The following is a 16448-nucleotide window of genomic DNA, read 5'->3' as shown; positions in this document are numbered from 1 at the left end:
TCTAAAACTTTGTCAAGATAATCCTTTATTTAAACTTATTAATGCTATTAGCTTACCTGATTAACCAAGCAATCTCCCACTCATTTTCAGAAATGTAGCCTTGGACGTCGTTTTCTGTTTCAGGCCAAGTATCAAAACCCTCATCACCATTTGGCTCCTTGATTTCATGAATATAAAAACCTCCTGTGTCTTGTTCATCATGAATAAACTTTACATACCATCCAGAGTTGTTTCCCGAAACTATTTTCCCAAAACTGTCATAGTTAATTTGCATTTTCTCTTTATTTCGTTCTAAAATTACTGTAATAGATTATCGTTTATTTGAACTTTGGAATACCCACTACCAAAACTTCCACCAAGCTTTAGATTCCCGAAGTTCATTCTCAGGGGATGGATATATGTCTATTATATGATTAAAATCTTCCATATTCACCTCTTCTTCTTGGTATATTAATGATGTTGGCATCTCCTTACACACTCCGCCAAAATCGAAAATATATGCTTTCCCATTTTCATCACTCAAATAAACATTATCCGGTTGTTTATCCTTCGCATTAATATATACCATGAACTTACCCGACTTTTGGAGCTTCCTGTATTTTCCGACATCTTTGGAGTCATAGAAACCTCTTACCTCTGCTTTGAAGTCCAAGTAATCCATAGGATAAACTAGATAATTGACCAAAAAACTGAAAATCTCGAAATCTGGGTTGTGTGTAAAACGAATAATGAAAGTTTCAATTTCGCCTTTTTTTCTGTATAATTCTATGCCATTGACGGTTTCGGCATCTCGGTACAGATTAGCGAAATTACATAGTATATTTTCTAAATCTTGCTGGTTTTTGGTCTTAACCGATATGTAATTAACATTCATCGTTTAATTGAACTTTAGATGGTTAAAAACCATTTGTATATATATAACCCAATACACATATTAAGATAATCCAGAATGCAAGACCAAAATAATACCATTTTAACAATTCAGCTTTTTCATCTGTACTACCACCTAAATTAGCGAAGTAATGCTTACCCAACATTAAGACGAAAACAATTCCAAAGAAAAACATTATCATTTTTTCCTTTGGTTGAACTCCTAGCTCAGTATTCTTTTTTTTGGTCAACCCGTGTATCTTTTAATTGAACTTTGTTATAAATTTATGATTGAAATTGTGGGATACTTTAAAGGGGTTATCTACCTTCTTTTTCATTATTATACTTTTCAATATCCTTTTTAGCCTTCCTCCCGTGCTTAATAGCATAAAAAAGACCTATGACAATAACTAAAATAAAAAGCCAGTTTCCAGTCATCCTTTATTTGAACTTTCCTTGGTTATAGTGTTATTTCAAAATCGATTCTCCATAAAATTCGATAAAAGATTTTCTCCAAGTTTCGGGAAAAGGGTGTTTCTTTAACTTATCCGTATCATAGGCCATTAAAATAGACTTGGATATGGCCACAATACGTTTATGCTTCTTACTGTAGATTTTACCTTCGCAAAGTACCCGGTCTTCAAACAATTCTAAAACATCTAAACTTATATTAATGTGATCTGGATATGTCACCGGAAAGATATATTTGCAGTCTTGCCAGGCCAGTATGGGCACTATTTTTTCGTACTGTAATGTTCCTCCGCTCATTTTTTGAAACATCTCTATACGTGCAGATTCCATCCAACGCAGGTAAACGGTATTGTTCACATGCTGAGCCGCATCCATATCACCCCATTGTACTGGTAACTCCAAAGTTTCGTAACTATCAGGAATATTATCTTTCATATAATCGTTTATTTGAACTCTCTTAAATATTGGTTAATATGCGTTTTTGTGGAGATTGAATTTTGTCAAAATTTCGCAATTCATATCAGTTGGATATTTTTGTGACATTCATATATCTTCTTGAAGGGCTTTTATCAATAATCATACTAATTTAATTGTAATGAACATGGTCTATCTAAGACAGCTTAGCAATGGGCTACGTGTAAGCTCCGGGCTATATAATTCCTTCAATTCCAAACGCTTTTTTTAATCATTGCAACTTGAATTGTAATAGGACACTACTTCCTGTATATCCCTTTTTTGATACTCATGATTTTGTATACGTTGCACTAATTCCGGACAATCTTCAAAGTATTGTGAAGCGGCTTTTTTAAAATTTTTTGAAAACAATTGATTACTTGCCAAATGCTCGGCAGGCTGCCCTTCGCGACGTACGTAATAATCCACGATACTGTTGCTATTCATGACCGGGGCACTTCCAGGCATACCCATGCCACTCATATACATAACTGTCATGTAATCCCTGTAAAGGCTTACAGAACCTTCTTCGAGTAGCTGAAGTACCAAGGGGTATTCCCGTTCCCTAACCTCCACAGGTAAATACGTCTTATCGCCTGCACGGTAGCGAAATGTTACACGTTCTAGGGACGTGATATCTATTTTTTCAGCCTTTGACCCATCGGATTTCCAAAATTTCACTTGATCTTTCTTCAATTTCCCTTCTCCTGTGATTGAGCTTCCATCTTGGTAAAATAACTTTACCGGTGCCTTTTGTGCGATACCTGCGGTAGAGAACAGCAGAATAAGTTGAAGTGTTAAGATTCTATGGTAATAAGAAAACATTGTTTATAGTTTTAATTTAACGTGAGCTCGATATAACAAAAGTAAGTTTTTTTGAAATGGCTATTTCGGAGTGATGGTACCGCTTTGAGAGGTCGTTTATTTGAACTTTATTTATTTCTCAACCATCTTTCCAGTACAAACAATATTACTGTACCAGCAAAAAAGATAATAGTTGTCCTATTGATATTTTCCATTTTCAATGGCTCCCCATAATCCTTCAAAGCGTAATTAAATAAAATGAAAATGTCACCCATTATGAAGACAACTAGGAAGTAGGTTATAATTCTATATACATAAGCTAAGAACATTGGTTGATGGTTTATTTAAACTTTATAATCGTATAAGCCAACAATAATATGACAATCATTGATACCATAATATTTCTCGACCAATTGCTTTTTGATTGTTCGTTATTGAGTTCTGTTCTTCCAAACTTTACAAACATCCACCATATATACCCTCTACAATCCCTAAGAATCCGCCACATTGTTAAACTCTATTTAGACTTTAAACCTTTGTAAATCCCATGATGAGAAAAAATTAATTGATGTCTACCATAATGATATATTTCTCTCTTCCTTTTCCCAAAACTTCCAGTATCATAATCTTCAGTTGAAACACTATCAGGTAAACCAATTTTTTTTATCACTTGATCTTGAGACATAGGATAGGCAATTTCATTTTCAATTATATACTCTTTGCTCTTACTTTCCCGTTGACATGATAAATAAAATATGAAAATCATTAAAATAATAACTATCCTGCTCATCGTTTTACTAAACTTTAGTTCACTTGTGGTTTCACCTACTTTGTTTAATAATCTTTTTATCTCTTTTCTCCCTTAAAGCAGAAATTTCATTCGCCAAGTCTAACCTCTGTTTCTTCCAAAACTCTATATGAAAATTTTCATAAAAATCTACTCCAATTGTGTCTTCGTCAACTCCAAAAATGTTATAGTCAAACCTAGATGGAGGAGCTTGAGGCTCATCAAAAGTACGGCTCAAACCACATGTATTCATTTCTAAAAATCCGTCTACCATTGCTCCATAGACTAACCAATAGCCCTTTTTATCAACATAAGGTTGGCAATACTTAAGGTTTTTTCCAATATAAATATTTCCCTGTAAGTCTCCACCATCCAATGATTCCACAACTCTTATTTTATAATAAGCAAGATTCGGGTCCACTTCAAAAATTTCCCCAACGAAAATACACTCAGAGTTTTCCCTTTCCACTTTTTGCATCTCGGCCAAACTCCTTTGATTACAATCACAAGCAAAAACGTTTCTTGCAAAGAACAATGTAAAGACATATGCCCAGATTACACCCTTATTTTTTTTGCGAATGAATAATACCTTTTGAATCTTTTTCATATAACTCGGAAATACAACTGGGTTAGACAATCCTTTATTTGAACTTTGGTTTGTTGAAAATATTAACCCATTTTATTTTAAAGCTTCCATGGACGCTATTAAACTTCCATAGGACTCATATAAGGTTAAATCATTGTTTTTTGATTGTTCTATTAATCTATTATTGAATTCCATAAATTTAGGAAACCCCCTTCTCTCCATCAGTTTTATTCTTTTATCAACTATAAGATTGGCGAGTTCTTCTGAGCAGGACTCCATAACGTAAAGACAAAATAGAGAATGAGTCATATATTCATTGAAAATCGCATATTCAGAATTATAATTCTGTTGAGCTTCTTTTGTGGCCCAATTATCTTTGTTTCTAAGTAGCAATTTTATTTCTTGTACATATTCATCACTTGTAGGGTTAACATAATTATGGTCTATTTCAGTAAAGACAATTCCTGACATTAGGCCTTCTTTTAATTCTTCCGAATAGTCAAGGTTAGAGTCAAGGCTTTCAGCAGAGTTTATGAACATAATGCATTCTTGGAATTCTGGATTTCTATAAAACCCTTTCTGAAATTTTTGAGTGCTGTGTGAGCCCCCTATCAATGGTGAGAATACTATTTTATATGAATCCATTCGTTGTGGGAACTCACGCTCGAGCCACCTCCACATCTTTTCTATCGGAAGTAGTTTTGATTCCCTTTTTATTAACCTTTCATAGTAGTCAAGGTTCTCTTTATAGAAATCTCTAAAGTATGATTGATTTGCAAAGTCTTGGAGCAGATAAAGAAGGTTCCTGAATTGACCGCCCCAAATCTCGGAGCTATCTTGCCACAAATGTTTATAAGGCGTGTCATATTCTAGATATTCTTCATTGAATTTAAATGCCAAACTATTTTCTCGAAAGCCATAATATGTTTCCCAAAAATCTGATTTGGAGCATTGCTTGTTCAGGATTTGAATTAGCTTATGGTTTTTGAAAGGTGCAAAATGTTTTTCCAGTTTTTTGACGTACTCCGTGTTTTCAGGGTGATTTTTGGTTTTCTTTGAACATTCGCTTAAATAAAGGATGATGTTTGCCAGTTCATATACTTCAGGTATATCAAAAACAAATTTTCCCTTATGCTCAGTAACATAGCTGTCACTAAAATTTGAAGTACTAGGTTGAAACCTTAAAATACAGAGAGTGGTATCTTTTGGTGATACTATTGGAATCTTGACCAATTGTCTAAATGGGTAGTTGACATGAGGGATTTTAATCGTGTCCAAATCGGACCATATCGTATAATATGCTCCTTCAACACCTGATGTTCCTTGGTTTACAGTGTCATTTTTCTTGATTAGGTAACTCTTTTTAAACTCAAATTCTGGACTAATATAACCTCGCAGAAAAAACGTATCCTTTGCACTCTTTAAAGTATCTGGATAAATCATTTCAGAATCTAGGTTTTGACCGGTCAATAAATCCGATACTCTTTTTTTTGAAACTATAGTTTTCTCTTGATTCAATTTATCATTACACGATAAAATTGAAACTACAGAAATGAAGATTATGAAAATCTTAAGTTTCATTTTGAATATCTTATTTTTTAAGAAAATAATCTACAGATTAGAAACAGATTATATATTTAATCGGTTTCTTGAACTTTAAGAAAGATACTAAAATATTCAAATGTCTATTATTTATTATTAAAACCGTCGCTTAGTTAAGATACATATAAAATCACCTTTAAATGCGATAGAGATGTTTTAACCTTTGCCTGTATGTTTGTCCAATAGGAACAAAGTGTTCTTTAATTGCTATTCTATTTCCTTCTATCACTTTTATTTTATTGATGGCCACAATAAAAGATTTATGCACTCTTAAAAAGTCAGAATCGGGCAATAAAGCTTCCAAAGAAGAAATTTTTTCGTGGCTGACAATTATTTCCTCAGCCAAAAACACCTTTGTATAATTACCATATGCTTCAACAAACAGAATATCGTCCGTACTTATCTGGTGAATTTTCTTGTCGCCCTTTAAAAAAAAACTACTTTTCTGACTATCTGGCGAAGAAATTAGGTTTAGGCTATTATTTTCTGAAACTTTGTTCATTGCCTTTAAAAATCGTTCAAGTGAAAAAGGTTTCAACAAGTAATCAATAACGTCCAATTCATATCCTTGCAAGGCAAATTCTTTATGCGCAGAAGTCACGATTACTTTTGGAGGTTGAGACAATGTTTTCAATAGATCGAATCCGGAGAGCTTGGGCATATTGATATCCAAGAAAATTAGATCTACTTGAATACTATTCATGAATTGTATGGCTTCAAAGGCATCGTAGCAGTTTCCTTTCTTTTGGAGATAAGGTAAGTTTTTACAATACCCTTCGATGATTCGGTGGGCAATGGGTTCATCGTCGATAATGCAATATTTCATAGTATTTCAAGATTAAGCTGGACTTTATAAATAAATTCCTTTTTCTCTACAATTAATTGATGTCTACCTGGGTATAAATGATCCAGTCTTTTTTTCAAATTTTCTAACCCTATACCCTTACTGTAATTTGATTCCCTTTCGTCAAAACTATTTTCAATCGTACATAAGAGCTGCTTTCCTTTAGATTGCATATTAATACGAACAAAAGCATTCTTGCGCATTTCCTCTACACCATGCTTAAAGGCATTTTCCAATAAATTGATAAATAACAAAGGTGCGACCATGATACACTCGTGAACCTCATGGGTAAATACAATTTCCACTTTTTTTTGATAGCGTATTTTGTGCAGTTCGATGTAGTTTTTGAGATAGTTGATTTCATCTTCTAATGGTACCACATCTTCTTTTCCCTTGTAGATGGTGTAACGCATCATATCCGACAGCTTTAAGACCACTTCGGGGGCTTGCTCGGATTTTTCAACTACCAATCCATAAATGTTGTTCAAGGTATTGAAAAAGAAATGCGGATTGATCTGACTTTTAAGTAAAGCTAACTCTGCCTTTGTCTTATCTGTCTTTAGCATTTTCAACCAACGCCATTGCTCATATGTCCACAAGGCAACAAATATTGGAATTGGAATGAACATAAAATTTGTCAAATTCAATCGGTGATTTTCAGGGAGGTCAGATGTCAAGTTAAAAACGTAAAAATTATAAATGATGACCAGTCCGTATACTAAAAGAATGGGAAACCTATATTTTTTAAAAAATTCGGGTAAGACAAAGTAAGCGACTCCTAGCCAGAATAGAATCATAAGCGGAATAGTAAAAGCGCTATCCCAAATACCTTGATAATGTGGTATCGCAAGCATAACAACTAGCAACCAAAATATTGCCAATAATTTATATAGGGCCTTACGGTGTTTTGCAACAGAACTTTTCATAAGGCAAAAATATGGTTATTGATACTTGTCGTATAATCTCTTTGACCAACACTATGGATTTTGGGTCGAACATAACGTTAATTTGGTCGAATCGTATTGGCACGAGATTCAGGTCTATGGATGCGGCTTTATGGTTGATTCATCAAAATAATTTCATACAGTCTTTCAATGAATTTATGTTTGGCTAAAGTCATAAAACTATAAATCATTATGAGAATAATCTGGAAGGTCTTAAAGTGGATCGGTATTTCGATTGGATCGTTGTTTCTACTAATTATTATAGCTGGTTTGATCCTTCGTTTATTCGGACACAAACCACAACCGCCAGGAGAATTGGTGGACGTTGGAGGTTTCAAACTACATGTAAATAGTACGGGTGAAAGAAACAACAAACCAACTCTGGTCATTGAAGCAGGCGCAGGAGGTCACAGTGAATACTATTATTGGCTAGCGGAAGGCCTTCGTGATAGTATGCGAGTCATTCGCTATGACCGTGCCGGTATAGGTTATAGTGAACTAAGCGATGGGCCTCGCGATCCCGAAACCGTTGCCCATGAACTGCACAAATTATTGGAAAGGACAGGGGAATCGCCACCATATATTCTGGCAGGACACTCAAATGGTGGCCACTATATTCGAGTATTTAAGCAATGTTATCCGGACGAAGTGGCCGCTATGGTACTAATTGATTCTGGGCATCCTGACGAACGCGAGCGGCTGAACTTGCCACAACCTCCCAGTTGGTTAAATTCCATTTATTATGCAGGTGCCGTTTTAGGGGATTTAGGAATCTTAGACTTGTACATTACAATTTTTGGGAATGATATAATGCTTGCACCGGGAGTCCCTAAAGAAATCACCGGCCGTTATCAAGACTACTTTTCGGATGGAAAATATCTTTGGGGCTATTTGGAAGAACAAAAGTGGCAGAGGTCTTTGGAAGAAATGTCCAAAAAAGTAATGGAAACTGATAGTTCACCGATAAGGGTTTTTTCCGGAACACATTTAAACGAAGGAGCTCTTCGAAAAATGGGTTTAAATCCAGAAAATATGAGAGCTGAAAGGAAAAAGATGCAGGAAGAAATGGCGGCCCTATCAACAAATGGTAAGGTATTTTTTCTAGTTGGAGGTCATTTTACCATTTTCACCGAAAAGGAAAATGCAGATATTATCTGCAAAGAAATCATTTTGCTTTTAGAAGAATTGGAACGTTGATTGTAATAAAAAACAGAACGATTTAAGACACTAATTTTTCCTCAAAAAATTTAGACCAACCAGTTTCATAGTAACTGAACTTGGTATAGTTCTGCACACCTATTATTAGACTTTAAAAAAGTTCACTGAAAGGTCAATTATGGAAGTGATTTTGGTTGTAATAATGAACTTATAGATTGGCCAATTAAAGGCTAATAAAAATTTACATTTTTGCAGTTATATCCTTCCCTCATTCGCAAAGCTGTAAAATGAACCATGTGGAGTGACTATAATATGGTCCAAAACCTTGATATCCAATAACTCCCCTGCCTTAACTATTTTTTGGGTCAATTGAATATCGGCTTGACTAGGAACTACTACCCCACTGGGATGGTTATGGGTAAGGATAATGGCCGTGGACAAGGTCTTTAAGGCCGTTGCAAATATCAAGCGTATATCGACGATGGTTCCAGAAATTCCTCCGGTTGAAATGGTACAGATTCCTTTTACGGTATTGCAATTGTTCAGATAGACCACCTTAAATGTTTCGAATAATTCAATGGTGTTTCGGTCCCAGGAATCCATTATAATATTGTTGGCACTACTGGCATCGGTAATTTTTAATTGATTGGCACTTCCATTGTTTTTGTAACTGATTTGAATTTCGTTCGCTCTTTCCATTGTTATAAGATTTTGATGTCGAGTGTCCACCGGATTTTAAATGAATAAGCCAAATCTTCCCATTTGGCGTTTCATTTGGAATTCGGAGCTTGCAAAGCAAAATCTTAGAGCAAAAGCGGAAAGGAATTGTTGGATAGGAAGGAAAAGATTTATTTATTAAAAAATTCTATACCATTTAAGAAAACTAACTCCCACATAAAACGCTATTTCAATAGATACTTAATATTGGATTTCTATAATGTTCAGTTGCATAAGAGGTTAATTAAACTTAGTACTTTAGGTCAAAGAGAATGGTAGTGTTGATATAAAAGCACTTCTCACATTTAAAACCGATCTCTCAAATGGGAGATTTAAAGAACCAGCATTAACATCAAAATAGAAATACTCAAAACTCCACTTTTCCGTTATACTATTCAAATCGAACAAGTTAGATGTTGCTTTGAAAAAAACTTTATTCTTCATCAATATTTTAAGTTTCCTAGTGGTTTCTTGTGGTTCCAATTCTCAAAAAGTAAACATGGAAAAATCTGGACCGTCTTTAGAATTTTTGAAAGAATATCAAATTTCCAGTCTTCCTTTGCTTGATACTGTCTCTTACATTAAAGATGGTCGTCGTCTTCAAGATTGGAGAAATTATAACTTCAATGAACTATCTCTAGAACAAAAACAAGCTTTAAGTCTTGATACTATAGTTAGTTTAGGAGATAAAAGAGATAGGCGAAATATTGGTCCAGAGGGGTTGAATAACCTTATTACCGAAATTTCAAATAAATTGCCGATTTCAGATAATTTTAGCACCTACATATTTTTTAGCCTATATAGAATTCAACCTACATACACTTTGATTACGTATGACAACAACTATAAAATTATTGATGCAAAAATCATAGGACAGTTTAATGATTCTAGACATAAATTATACAGGTATATTACCGATAATATCATAAGAATTAGAACAGACTGGTATGATGGTCATCGGGCCAACATAACTTTTATAGATTATGTAATTGATTCTAATGGAAAAATAATTCAGCAAAATGAAATTCAACCGAGAAGTGAGTCTTGGGGAAGAGCAGTCAAAGCAAAAAATGGTCTAGTTGTTAGAGATTCTCTTGGCGAAAAAATAGGGAAATACAATTTTGGAGATTTTGCGATTATAAAAGGATACTCTGAAGATTCTATCTCAATCGTCGATAATGGAGAAACCATCAACGGTAGAAGGGCAGAGGTAATTCTAGATTATCAAAAATATCTTAATCAGTTCTTGGTTCCATCATCGGAGAATAATATTGGATACGTTTTTGAAGGATATTTATTCGATTCAAATGGATTTTTTTCAAATCAGGTAGATTACAAGATAGAAGACCCAAATCTTTACTATTATGCAAACTACATCTTAATAGGGGGACAATACCATCATAGTAATATCAACTTGAAGGAATTCATGGAAATTGTTCCTGTTTCCCTTGAAAAGTACTTGCCAAAGGTAATTAAAGAGGAAGTTGTTTATGGAGACAAATATTTTGCCAATGACAAGAATTCCTTTGAGCTTTCTTTTTTAAATGGCACATCTAAATTTATTAAGGATTCTGTTTATAAAAATCAAGAATATTCTCCAACAAGTCATAATGAGCTCTTTGAAAATAAGGACTTAGATAATTACTATGGGGTTTTTAATTCGTTTTTTGAGGAGCAGTATTTTTACCTATTGGATAAACAGGACGGTAAAAAGGTTCATCAGTTTATTGACTATCCGCTGGTGTCTCCAAAAAAAGAAATTATTGTCAGTTTATCCACACCTTTTACATATGAAACCGCCTCAGCAATATTAGAGATTACTAGAATAAACGAAGAAAAGTTTTATCATGATGTGACTGTAGATTTTGTTAATTGGAATATCCCTTATAATAAGCATATTTATTGGCTTTCGGATATCGAATTTATATTAAAAGTGCAACAGGTAGGACGTGCCTTTTCTAAAGAGGAAAGTCCCAAGTTTTTCTACTTAAAGTTCAAGATAAAATGAACTACGTAACTTTTAAAAAACCTAAATAAGTTTAAAGTTTTTACCAATGTTTCATAAAATCAACAATTTATAAAAATAACTACTTAAATAGTCCAAAGTAAATATAGTATAACCCGAAAGATAAATACAAACGAGCGCAATGCACGTTCGTTTGTGTTTATGCGCGGTTTCGAGGGTGTTGAAAAACAGGAACCGAAAAGACGACAGTTGGTGGACCCGCATAGCGTGTCCGCTCGGGCAGGCTTGAAGGTGAAGATTTTTCAACTTCCGCAGGAACATGGAAAGCATTTAAATACAAACTATCTATAATCATTTTTCATAATAAAGTATAAAAAGTAATTGTTTTTCATGTAGAATAATCGTTTTTCATGTGCTGATATTTATTTGTATTTATTTGTCAGATGTAATTCGCCGATCAAAATTCTGACTGAAATTCAGAGTTTGGTGGCTCATTTCATGCTATATTTGTAATCATATTTCATGATTAATGTCAAAAAGTAATCGATTTTCACGTAAAGTAACCGCTTTTCATGGTAGAGTCATGCCTGAAGAGGGCGTTTTAGTAGGCTATGCCTTCTTACTTCAAATTTTGGAAGAGCATACAGGTAAACGTTTACCACCACCCGATGTTCTGGCATTGGTTACTGATAAGCAGCAACGCTATAATACCCAACAATGGCAAGTGTTCGCCAATCGTTATATGCCGTCGGAAGATGAAATGGCTCATTTAACATTCGCCTTAAAATACGAGGGCATTGATTTATTAATCTTAAAGGAATTCTTTCTTTATGCCGGTGAAGGGCTTGTAAAGACCATGATGAAGAACGAACCCACCAGTCAATACTCACGACGCATATGGTTCCTATATGAATGGTTATTGGGCAAACAACTTGACATTCCCGATTTAAAGGTAGGCAACTATGTCGAAATCGTCAATCCAAAACTTCAATATACGGGCCCAATTGAAAACAGTACCCGGCATCGCGTAAAAAACAATCTTCCTGGTACTCCCGAATTTTGTCCATTAATTCGAAGAACCGAAAAATTAGAAAGATTTACGGCAACCAAATTTCCTGAACTCATGGAAAAGGGCTTGAAAGGAAGAAACAAGGATTTAATCCGCAGAACGGCCGCCTTTCTATTATTAAAAGATTCCAAGGCCTCTTTTGCCATCGAGGGGGAATACCCCCCTAACCTGCGAGCAAGAAATTGGGGCAAGGCTATTGGGCAGGCAGGAAAAAAACCTTTGTCCATAAATGAATTGGAGCGATTACAGGATATTGTCATCGGCACGAAAAAATTAAAGCATATGGGACTCCGTATAGGGGAAGGCTTTATCGGCGAACATGACCGTGAAAGTTTTCTGCCCATGCCCGATCATATTTCTGCCAAAGCAAAGGATTTGAATTCGCTGATGCAAGGACTGATCGATACTAACAATAAACTTCAAAATAGTGATTATGACCCTGTTTTGGCTGCGGCAAGCATTGCCTTTGGCTTTGTGTTCATACATCCTTTTTCCGATGGAAATGGCAGAATCCATAGATATTTGATACACCATATACTGGTTAAAATGGGATACACGAAACGGGACATGATTTTTCCTGTATCCTCAGCTATCCTGAACCGTATCGGGGAATATCAAGATGTTTTAGAGGTCTACTCCTCTCCCATACTGGATTTGATTGAATGGAAACCAACTCCAGATCATAACGTTGAAATAACCAATGAAACGATTGATCTGTACCGCTATTTTGATGCAACCCCTCAAGCTGAATTTCTTTATGAATGTGTAGAGGAAACTATCGAAAAGATTATTCCTGAAGAGTTGGACTTTTTAGAAAAGTACGACCTAATGACCAACTTTATCAATTCCGTTGTAACCCTACCTGATACTAAAGTTGATCTCTTGATTAAATTCCTGAACCAAAATCAAGGCAAGCTTTCAAAAAACAAAAGAACTAAGGAGTTTGATGAATTGAATGATGAAGAAATTGCGGCTATTGAAGCCTTTTATGGTTCAACTTTCTAATTCAAACCAATGCCATCGAAGAGAAAAACTAAAACCGAATCAAACCTTCATCTTGTTCGGCCATAGGTTCGAAGATACTTTTAGCCTGCCAAATAATCTTTTGGTAATTGTCCTGAATATCCTGACTAGTTGCCCTATTTGGAAAATCGAAACCACCATCTCCCAACCTCTTATTGATTCCAAATTCAGATTTTAAGATTTCCCTCTCGTTGCCTTCGGCTATTAGACAATAGAATTCCCCTGGTCGAAGATTCATGATATCGGTGGTTTTAACCCGGTCCCGTTCTTGAACGGTTTCGTTGGTACTTTTGTTCAATGAATTGGTGTGCTTTCCAAAAATGGAGGATTGATAATAATTGTCCCCATTACTGGTCGTCTTAAAAGTTTTGTCCGCCTTACCAAACATTTGGGTTATCATCTGTGCGGAATCCTTATTGACCGTCCTTCCATAAAATTGGTTTCCCATGTTGGACAAGATGACCTGTGCCTTGTCCCTTCCGTATCGGTCCACCAGTTGGCTAAAATCCTGACAGGCCAAAACCGTCGCTACCCTATTGCTTCGGGCCGTGGCAGGGGTCTGTTCCAGTTTGTTGATATAGAGGGTAGGCAGCTCATCCACCACTACTACCGATTTATGTTTACCTGGTTTATTCATTTGTTTTAGGGCTACTGAAATGAGCAGGGAAATTACAGGCGCATAGGTTTCAGCCAAGGTGCTTTCATTGCCGATACATAGAAATTTAGGGTTCAGCGGGTCGTTGATGTTCAAATCAAGATCGTTTCCCGAGAGTATCCAGAAAATATCGGGCGTGTTCAGCTTCGCCAAATTGGTGCGTAAGGTACTTACAACCCCTGCCACTTGGTTGGAGGCTTCATTTTGTATTGCTTGTTTTAAACTGGCGGTAAAGCCTGACGCTTCCGGATTTGCTGATATCCGTTCCAACAGTTGGGACATATCGCTATGTAAAATCAAACTTATCACATGGGGAAGGCTACAATAGTGGGGATGTTCCGATTTGAGATACCAGATAAGCCCGGTCAGCACACTTTTGGCCTCCATCATCCAATAATCCTCGTTCTTGATGTTCTTGGGTGACAGGTTGTACATCAAGGTCTGGGCATATTCGTGGGCATAGGCTATTTTAGGCAACAGCTTTGGCTGTAAGGGGTTTGTTCGTGCACTTCTTTGGGCTTCCTTGAAATCGATAAAATAAGGTCGGACCAGCCCCTCCCCTTTTTTGAAGGTAGCAAATAGCAATCGGGTCAATTCAGGGGATTTAAAATCATAACATATGCCCGAATAGTTTTTGGCAACAGCCTGTACCAATATGGGATGTATCAGCGAAACTGTCTTTCCACTCCCCGCCCCTCCTTGGATGTAGATGCCCCGATACGGATTCTCCAAGAGTACGTTCTTGCTACCTACCGAAAACAGGAAGCCCTCCGGACTGTCCTGAACCTCATCGACAACAACTTGGCTTTTCTTAAATAGGGAACGTACCCAAGCGTAAATCCGATAGGAAGTCCAACCTAGGACAAAACATGGGATAAAAAGTGCCAATGGTAAAAATGTGGTTAGGGGAAAAGAAACGAAGAGCGCCAGAAAAAAGTGCATCCTACAGACACGCTTTAAAAACAGAAAGTAGACTGCAAAAGCGACCAAGCGCATCAACAGATGGATGATGGGGTGCGTCCCTCCCATCAGCAATTCCATAAATACCGACTTGTCCATGTGCTTATCTTGTAATTTGGTTGTTCCTACTTTTTATCCTCTCTTTTTGAATATTCTTCGGTCTTTTCATTTTATTTGATTTGGAGCGATTTTCTAGGGCTTGGTCCTTTTCCTGTTGTATGGCCATTTTCAACACCTTTTTCTCTTCTAGGGTACCATGCTTTAAAACCCGAAGTGTCTCAAATTTTTCTTCCAGGCCCCTATTATATTTGAACATCTCGTCAAAAGTGTCCTCGTTTAGTTGTTTCCATTGGGAACGGTCAAATCCGCCATTTACCTTTTTTCCGTTCAAGACCAGGTTCTTACCATTTCGGGCATGGGCCAAGGGGCTAAGGTTTATCCGAAATTCCTTATGCATTCTAGAAACGGTAATATGCACATGAGTCTGCAGGCCTTCTTTACGTTCCCCGCTTTTGGCCTTGCCGACCATGACCTCCCTATCGGTACCCTTATAATATCTTCGGTGCTCGATCTTGGCAAACCAGACAAGCTGCTTTTCGGTAACTCCCTTATTAAAGTTGTCCGCATAATTGCACATGGCCTGTCGGGTGAACAATCTGATAACCTCATTGAAGTCCTGTAACTCCCTATCCTTCAATTCGTCTATGTCCCTTATCGGTCTTTTGGCCAAGGTAGCTGTTAGATGGTCCATTTCCTTTTTGCTAAAATTCAAGGTCATTGTAAAATACCGGTCCTGTTTTTTGGCCAGCCCCTTATTTCTGCTATTCCGGTCTACCCTATCAATGGCCCTAATGGTCGTGAGCCTGTTTTGTTCCTGGTCGAAGAAAAACTGTTGCCGATGCCCCTGACCCTCCTTCTTCAAAACCTCATTTTCCTTGTTCAGGTAGTGTCCGTATTTGGAGCAACTGCCCTTGTTGTCCACGGAAGTGGTATGGATGATACTTACAGGCATCATCCCCCCAATTTTATACGTTCAAAAATCTTGTTCAGTTCTTCGATAAGCTTTTTGAAAAGAAAGTCGGTACGTTCCCCGTTCTTGTTCAATTGTGCTTGAATGGGATATAGGATTTCCGATTCCTGGGTCTTGAAAAAGGAAACGATACGCCTATCGATGACCTTGATCATCTCGCTGGCGTTCTTGCCTTTTATCGCTTGGGGGTCGGTTCCGGTTTTTTGGAAATACAATATCATTTCCTCGGTAAATTTTCCAATGTTCCTATTATGCTCCTGGGCCAGTTTTTTGAGTTCCATATGGCTTCTTTCGCTGATGATGATACTCTTCTTCCGCATGTCGGTTCCTTTTCCCAAATGTCATTTTTTGGAACTCTGAATCCCGTGCACCAGAGCACCCGGTGCATATTGACCTATCTAATTAACTGGTTATCAGAATTATTTAAAAGTTGAAGATAATTAGGTCGGGTGCAAGGCTTTTATAGTATTCCATCTTGAAAATCAACCAGTTGCACCGTTCGTTATAAG

At 36.4% G+C, this 16448-nt stretch carries 17 protein-coding genes; 3 read left to right on the top strand and 14 right to left on the bottom strand.

The annotated features are described in order from the left end of the window. Positions 1–52 precede the first annotated feature (52 nt). From BFP75_RS11950 to BFP75_RS22140, 10 genes are all read right to left on the bottom strand, one after another. Positions 53–274, bottom strand: a complete 222-nt coding sequence (locus tag BFP75_RS11950; protein WP_099545612.1) for a hypothetical protein — start codon at positions 272–274, stop codon at positions 53–55. A 66-nt stretch (positions 275–340) separates the two neighbouring features. Further along, positions 341–874: a hypothetical protein gene (locus tag BFP75_RS11945; protein ID WP_099545611.1), complete on the bottom strand. Its 534-nt coding sequence runs from the start codon at positions 872–874 to the stop codon at positions 341–343. A 22-nt stretch (positions 875–896) separates the two neighbouring features. After that, positions 897–1121 (bottom strand): hypothetical protein, encoded by a 225-nt coding sequence (locus BFP75_RS21850; protein ID WP_099545610.1) that lies wholly within the window; start codon positions 1119–1121, stop codon positions 897–899. A 217-nt stretch (positions 1122–1338) separates the two neighbouring features. After that, positions 1339–1776 (bottom strand): acyl-CoA thioesterase, encoded by a 438-nt coding sequence (locus BFP75_RS11935; protein WP_099545609.1) that lies wholly within the window; start codon positions 1774–1776, stop codon positions 1339–1341. Positions 1777–2022: 246 nt separating this feature from the next. Continuing rightward, complete coding sequence (locus tag BFP75_RS11930) at positions 2023–2619, bottom strand: hypothetical protein (protein WP_099545608.1); 597 nt, start codon at positions 2617–2619, stop codon at positions 2023–2025. 496 nt (positions 2620–3115) lie between these two features. Further along, a complete protein-coding gene (locus BFP75_RS11925) occupies positions 3116–3388 on the bottom strand; it encodes a hypothetical protein (protein WP_123803435.1) in 273 nt (90 codons plus the stop codon). Positions 3389–3419: 31 nt separating this feature from the next. After that, a complete protein-coding gene (locus tag BFP75_RS11920) occupies positions 3420–3992 on the bottom strand; it encodes a hypothetical protein (protein ID WP_099545606.1) in 573 nt (190 codons plus the stop codon). A 72-nt stretch (positions 3993–4064) separates the two neighbouring features. Continuing rightward, positions 4065–5552: a DUF4932 domain-containing protein gene (locus BFP75_RS11915; RefSeq protein WP_099545605.1), complete on the bottom strand. Its 1488-nt coding sequence runs from the start codon at positions 5550–5552 to the stop codon at positions 4065–4067. A 157-nt stretch (positions 5553–5709) separates the two neighbouring features. Then, entirely contained in the window at positions 5710–6399 is a 690-nt protein-coding gene (locus BFP75_RS11910; protein WP_099545604.1) for a LytR/AlgR family response regulator transcription factor, read from the bottom strand. Next, positions 6396–6983, bottom strand: a complete 588-nt coding sequence (locus tag BFP75_RS22140) for a sensor histidine kinase (RefSeq protein ID WP_206073549.1) — start codon at positions 6981–6983, stop codon at positions 6396–6398. Before BFP75_RS22140 ends, BFP75_RS11910 begins: the two co-directional genes overlap by 4 nt. A 570-nt stretch (positions 6984–7553) precedes the next feature. On the opposite strand from BFP75_RS22140, the gene BFP75_RS11900 reads away from it, so the two are divergent. Then, the gene (locus BFP75_RS11900; RefSeq protein WP_099545602.1) at positions 7554–8558 is read left to right on the top strand and encodes an alpha/beta hydrolase; all 1005 of its coding nucleotides are present in this window, start codon (positions 7554–7556) and stop codon (positions 8556–8558) included. Between the two features lie 216 nt (positions 8559–8774). On the opposite strand, the gene BFP75_RS11895 is transcribed toward BFP75_RS11900, so the two are convergent. Continuing rightward, positions 8775–9218 (bottom strand): RadC family protein, encoded by a 444-nt coding sequence (locus BFP75_RS11895; protein ID WP_099545601.1) that lies wholly within the window; start codon positions 9216–9218, stop codon positions 8775–8777. Between the two features lie 517 nt (positions 9219–9735). Between BFP75_RS11895 and BFP75_RS11890 the strand changes: the two genes are divergently transcribed. Together BFP75_RS11890 and BFP75_RS11885 are read left to right on the top strand one after the other, a co-directional pair. Beyond that, complete coding sequence (locus tag BFP75_RS11890) at positions 9736–11244, top strand: hypothetical protein (RefSeq protein ID WP_123803433.1); 1509 nt, start codon at positions 9736–9738, stop codon at positions 11242–11244. 487 nt (positions 11245–11731) lie between these two features. Further along, positions 11732–13276: a Fic family protein gene (locus BFP75_RS11885; protein WP_099545599.1), complete on the top strand. Its 1545-nt coding sequence runs from the start codon at positions 11732–11734 to the stop codon at positions 13274–13276. 28 nt (positions 13277–13304) lie between these two features. On the opposite strand, the gene BFP75_RS11880 is transcribed toward BFP75_RS11885, so the two are convergent. From BFP75_RS11880 to BFP75_RS11870, 3 genes are read right to left on the bottom strand one after another with little or no spacing between them, the layout of a single operon-like run. After that, on the bottom strand, positions 13305–15008 hold the full coding sequence (locus BFP75_RS11880) for a type IV secretory system conjugative DNA transfer family protein (protein ID WP_099545598.1): 1704 nt from the start codon (positions 15006–15008) through the stop codon (positions 13305–13307). 4 nt (positions 15009–15012) lie between these two features. Further along, complete coding sequence (locus BFP75_RS11875; RefSeq protein ID WP_099545597.1) at positions 15013–15924, bottom strand: DUF5712 family protein; 912 nt, start codon at positions 15922–15924, stop codon at positions 15013–15015. Then, the gene (locus BFP75_RS11870) at positions 15921–16277 is read right to left on the bottom strand and encodes a BfmA/BtgA family mobilization protein (protein WP_123803431.1); all 357 of its coding nucleotides are present in this window, start codon (positions 16275–16277) and stop codon (positions 15921–15923) included. Before BFP75_RS11870 ends, BFP75_RS11875 begins: the two co-directional genes overlap by 4 nt. Between the last annotated feature and the right edge of the window lie 171 nt (positions 16278–16448).

The sequence above is a fragment of the Maribacter sp. 4G9 genome, assembly GCF_002742265.1.
In the GTDB taxonomy this organism is placed as follows: domain Bacteria; phylum Bacteroidota; class Bacteroidia; order Flavobacteriales; family Flavobacteriaceae; genus Maribacter.
The sequence above is the reverse complement of the archived record's forward strand: the minus strand, read 5'-3'. Positions and strand labels throughout refer to the sequence as shown.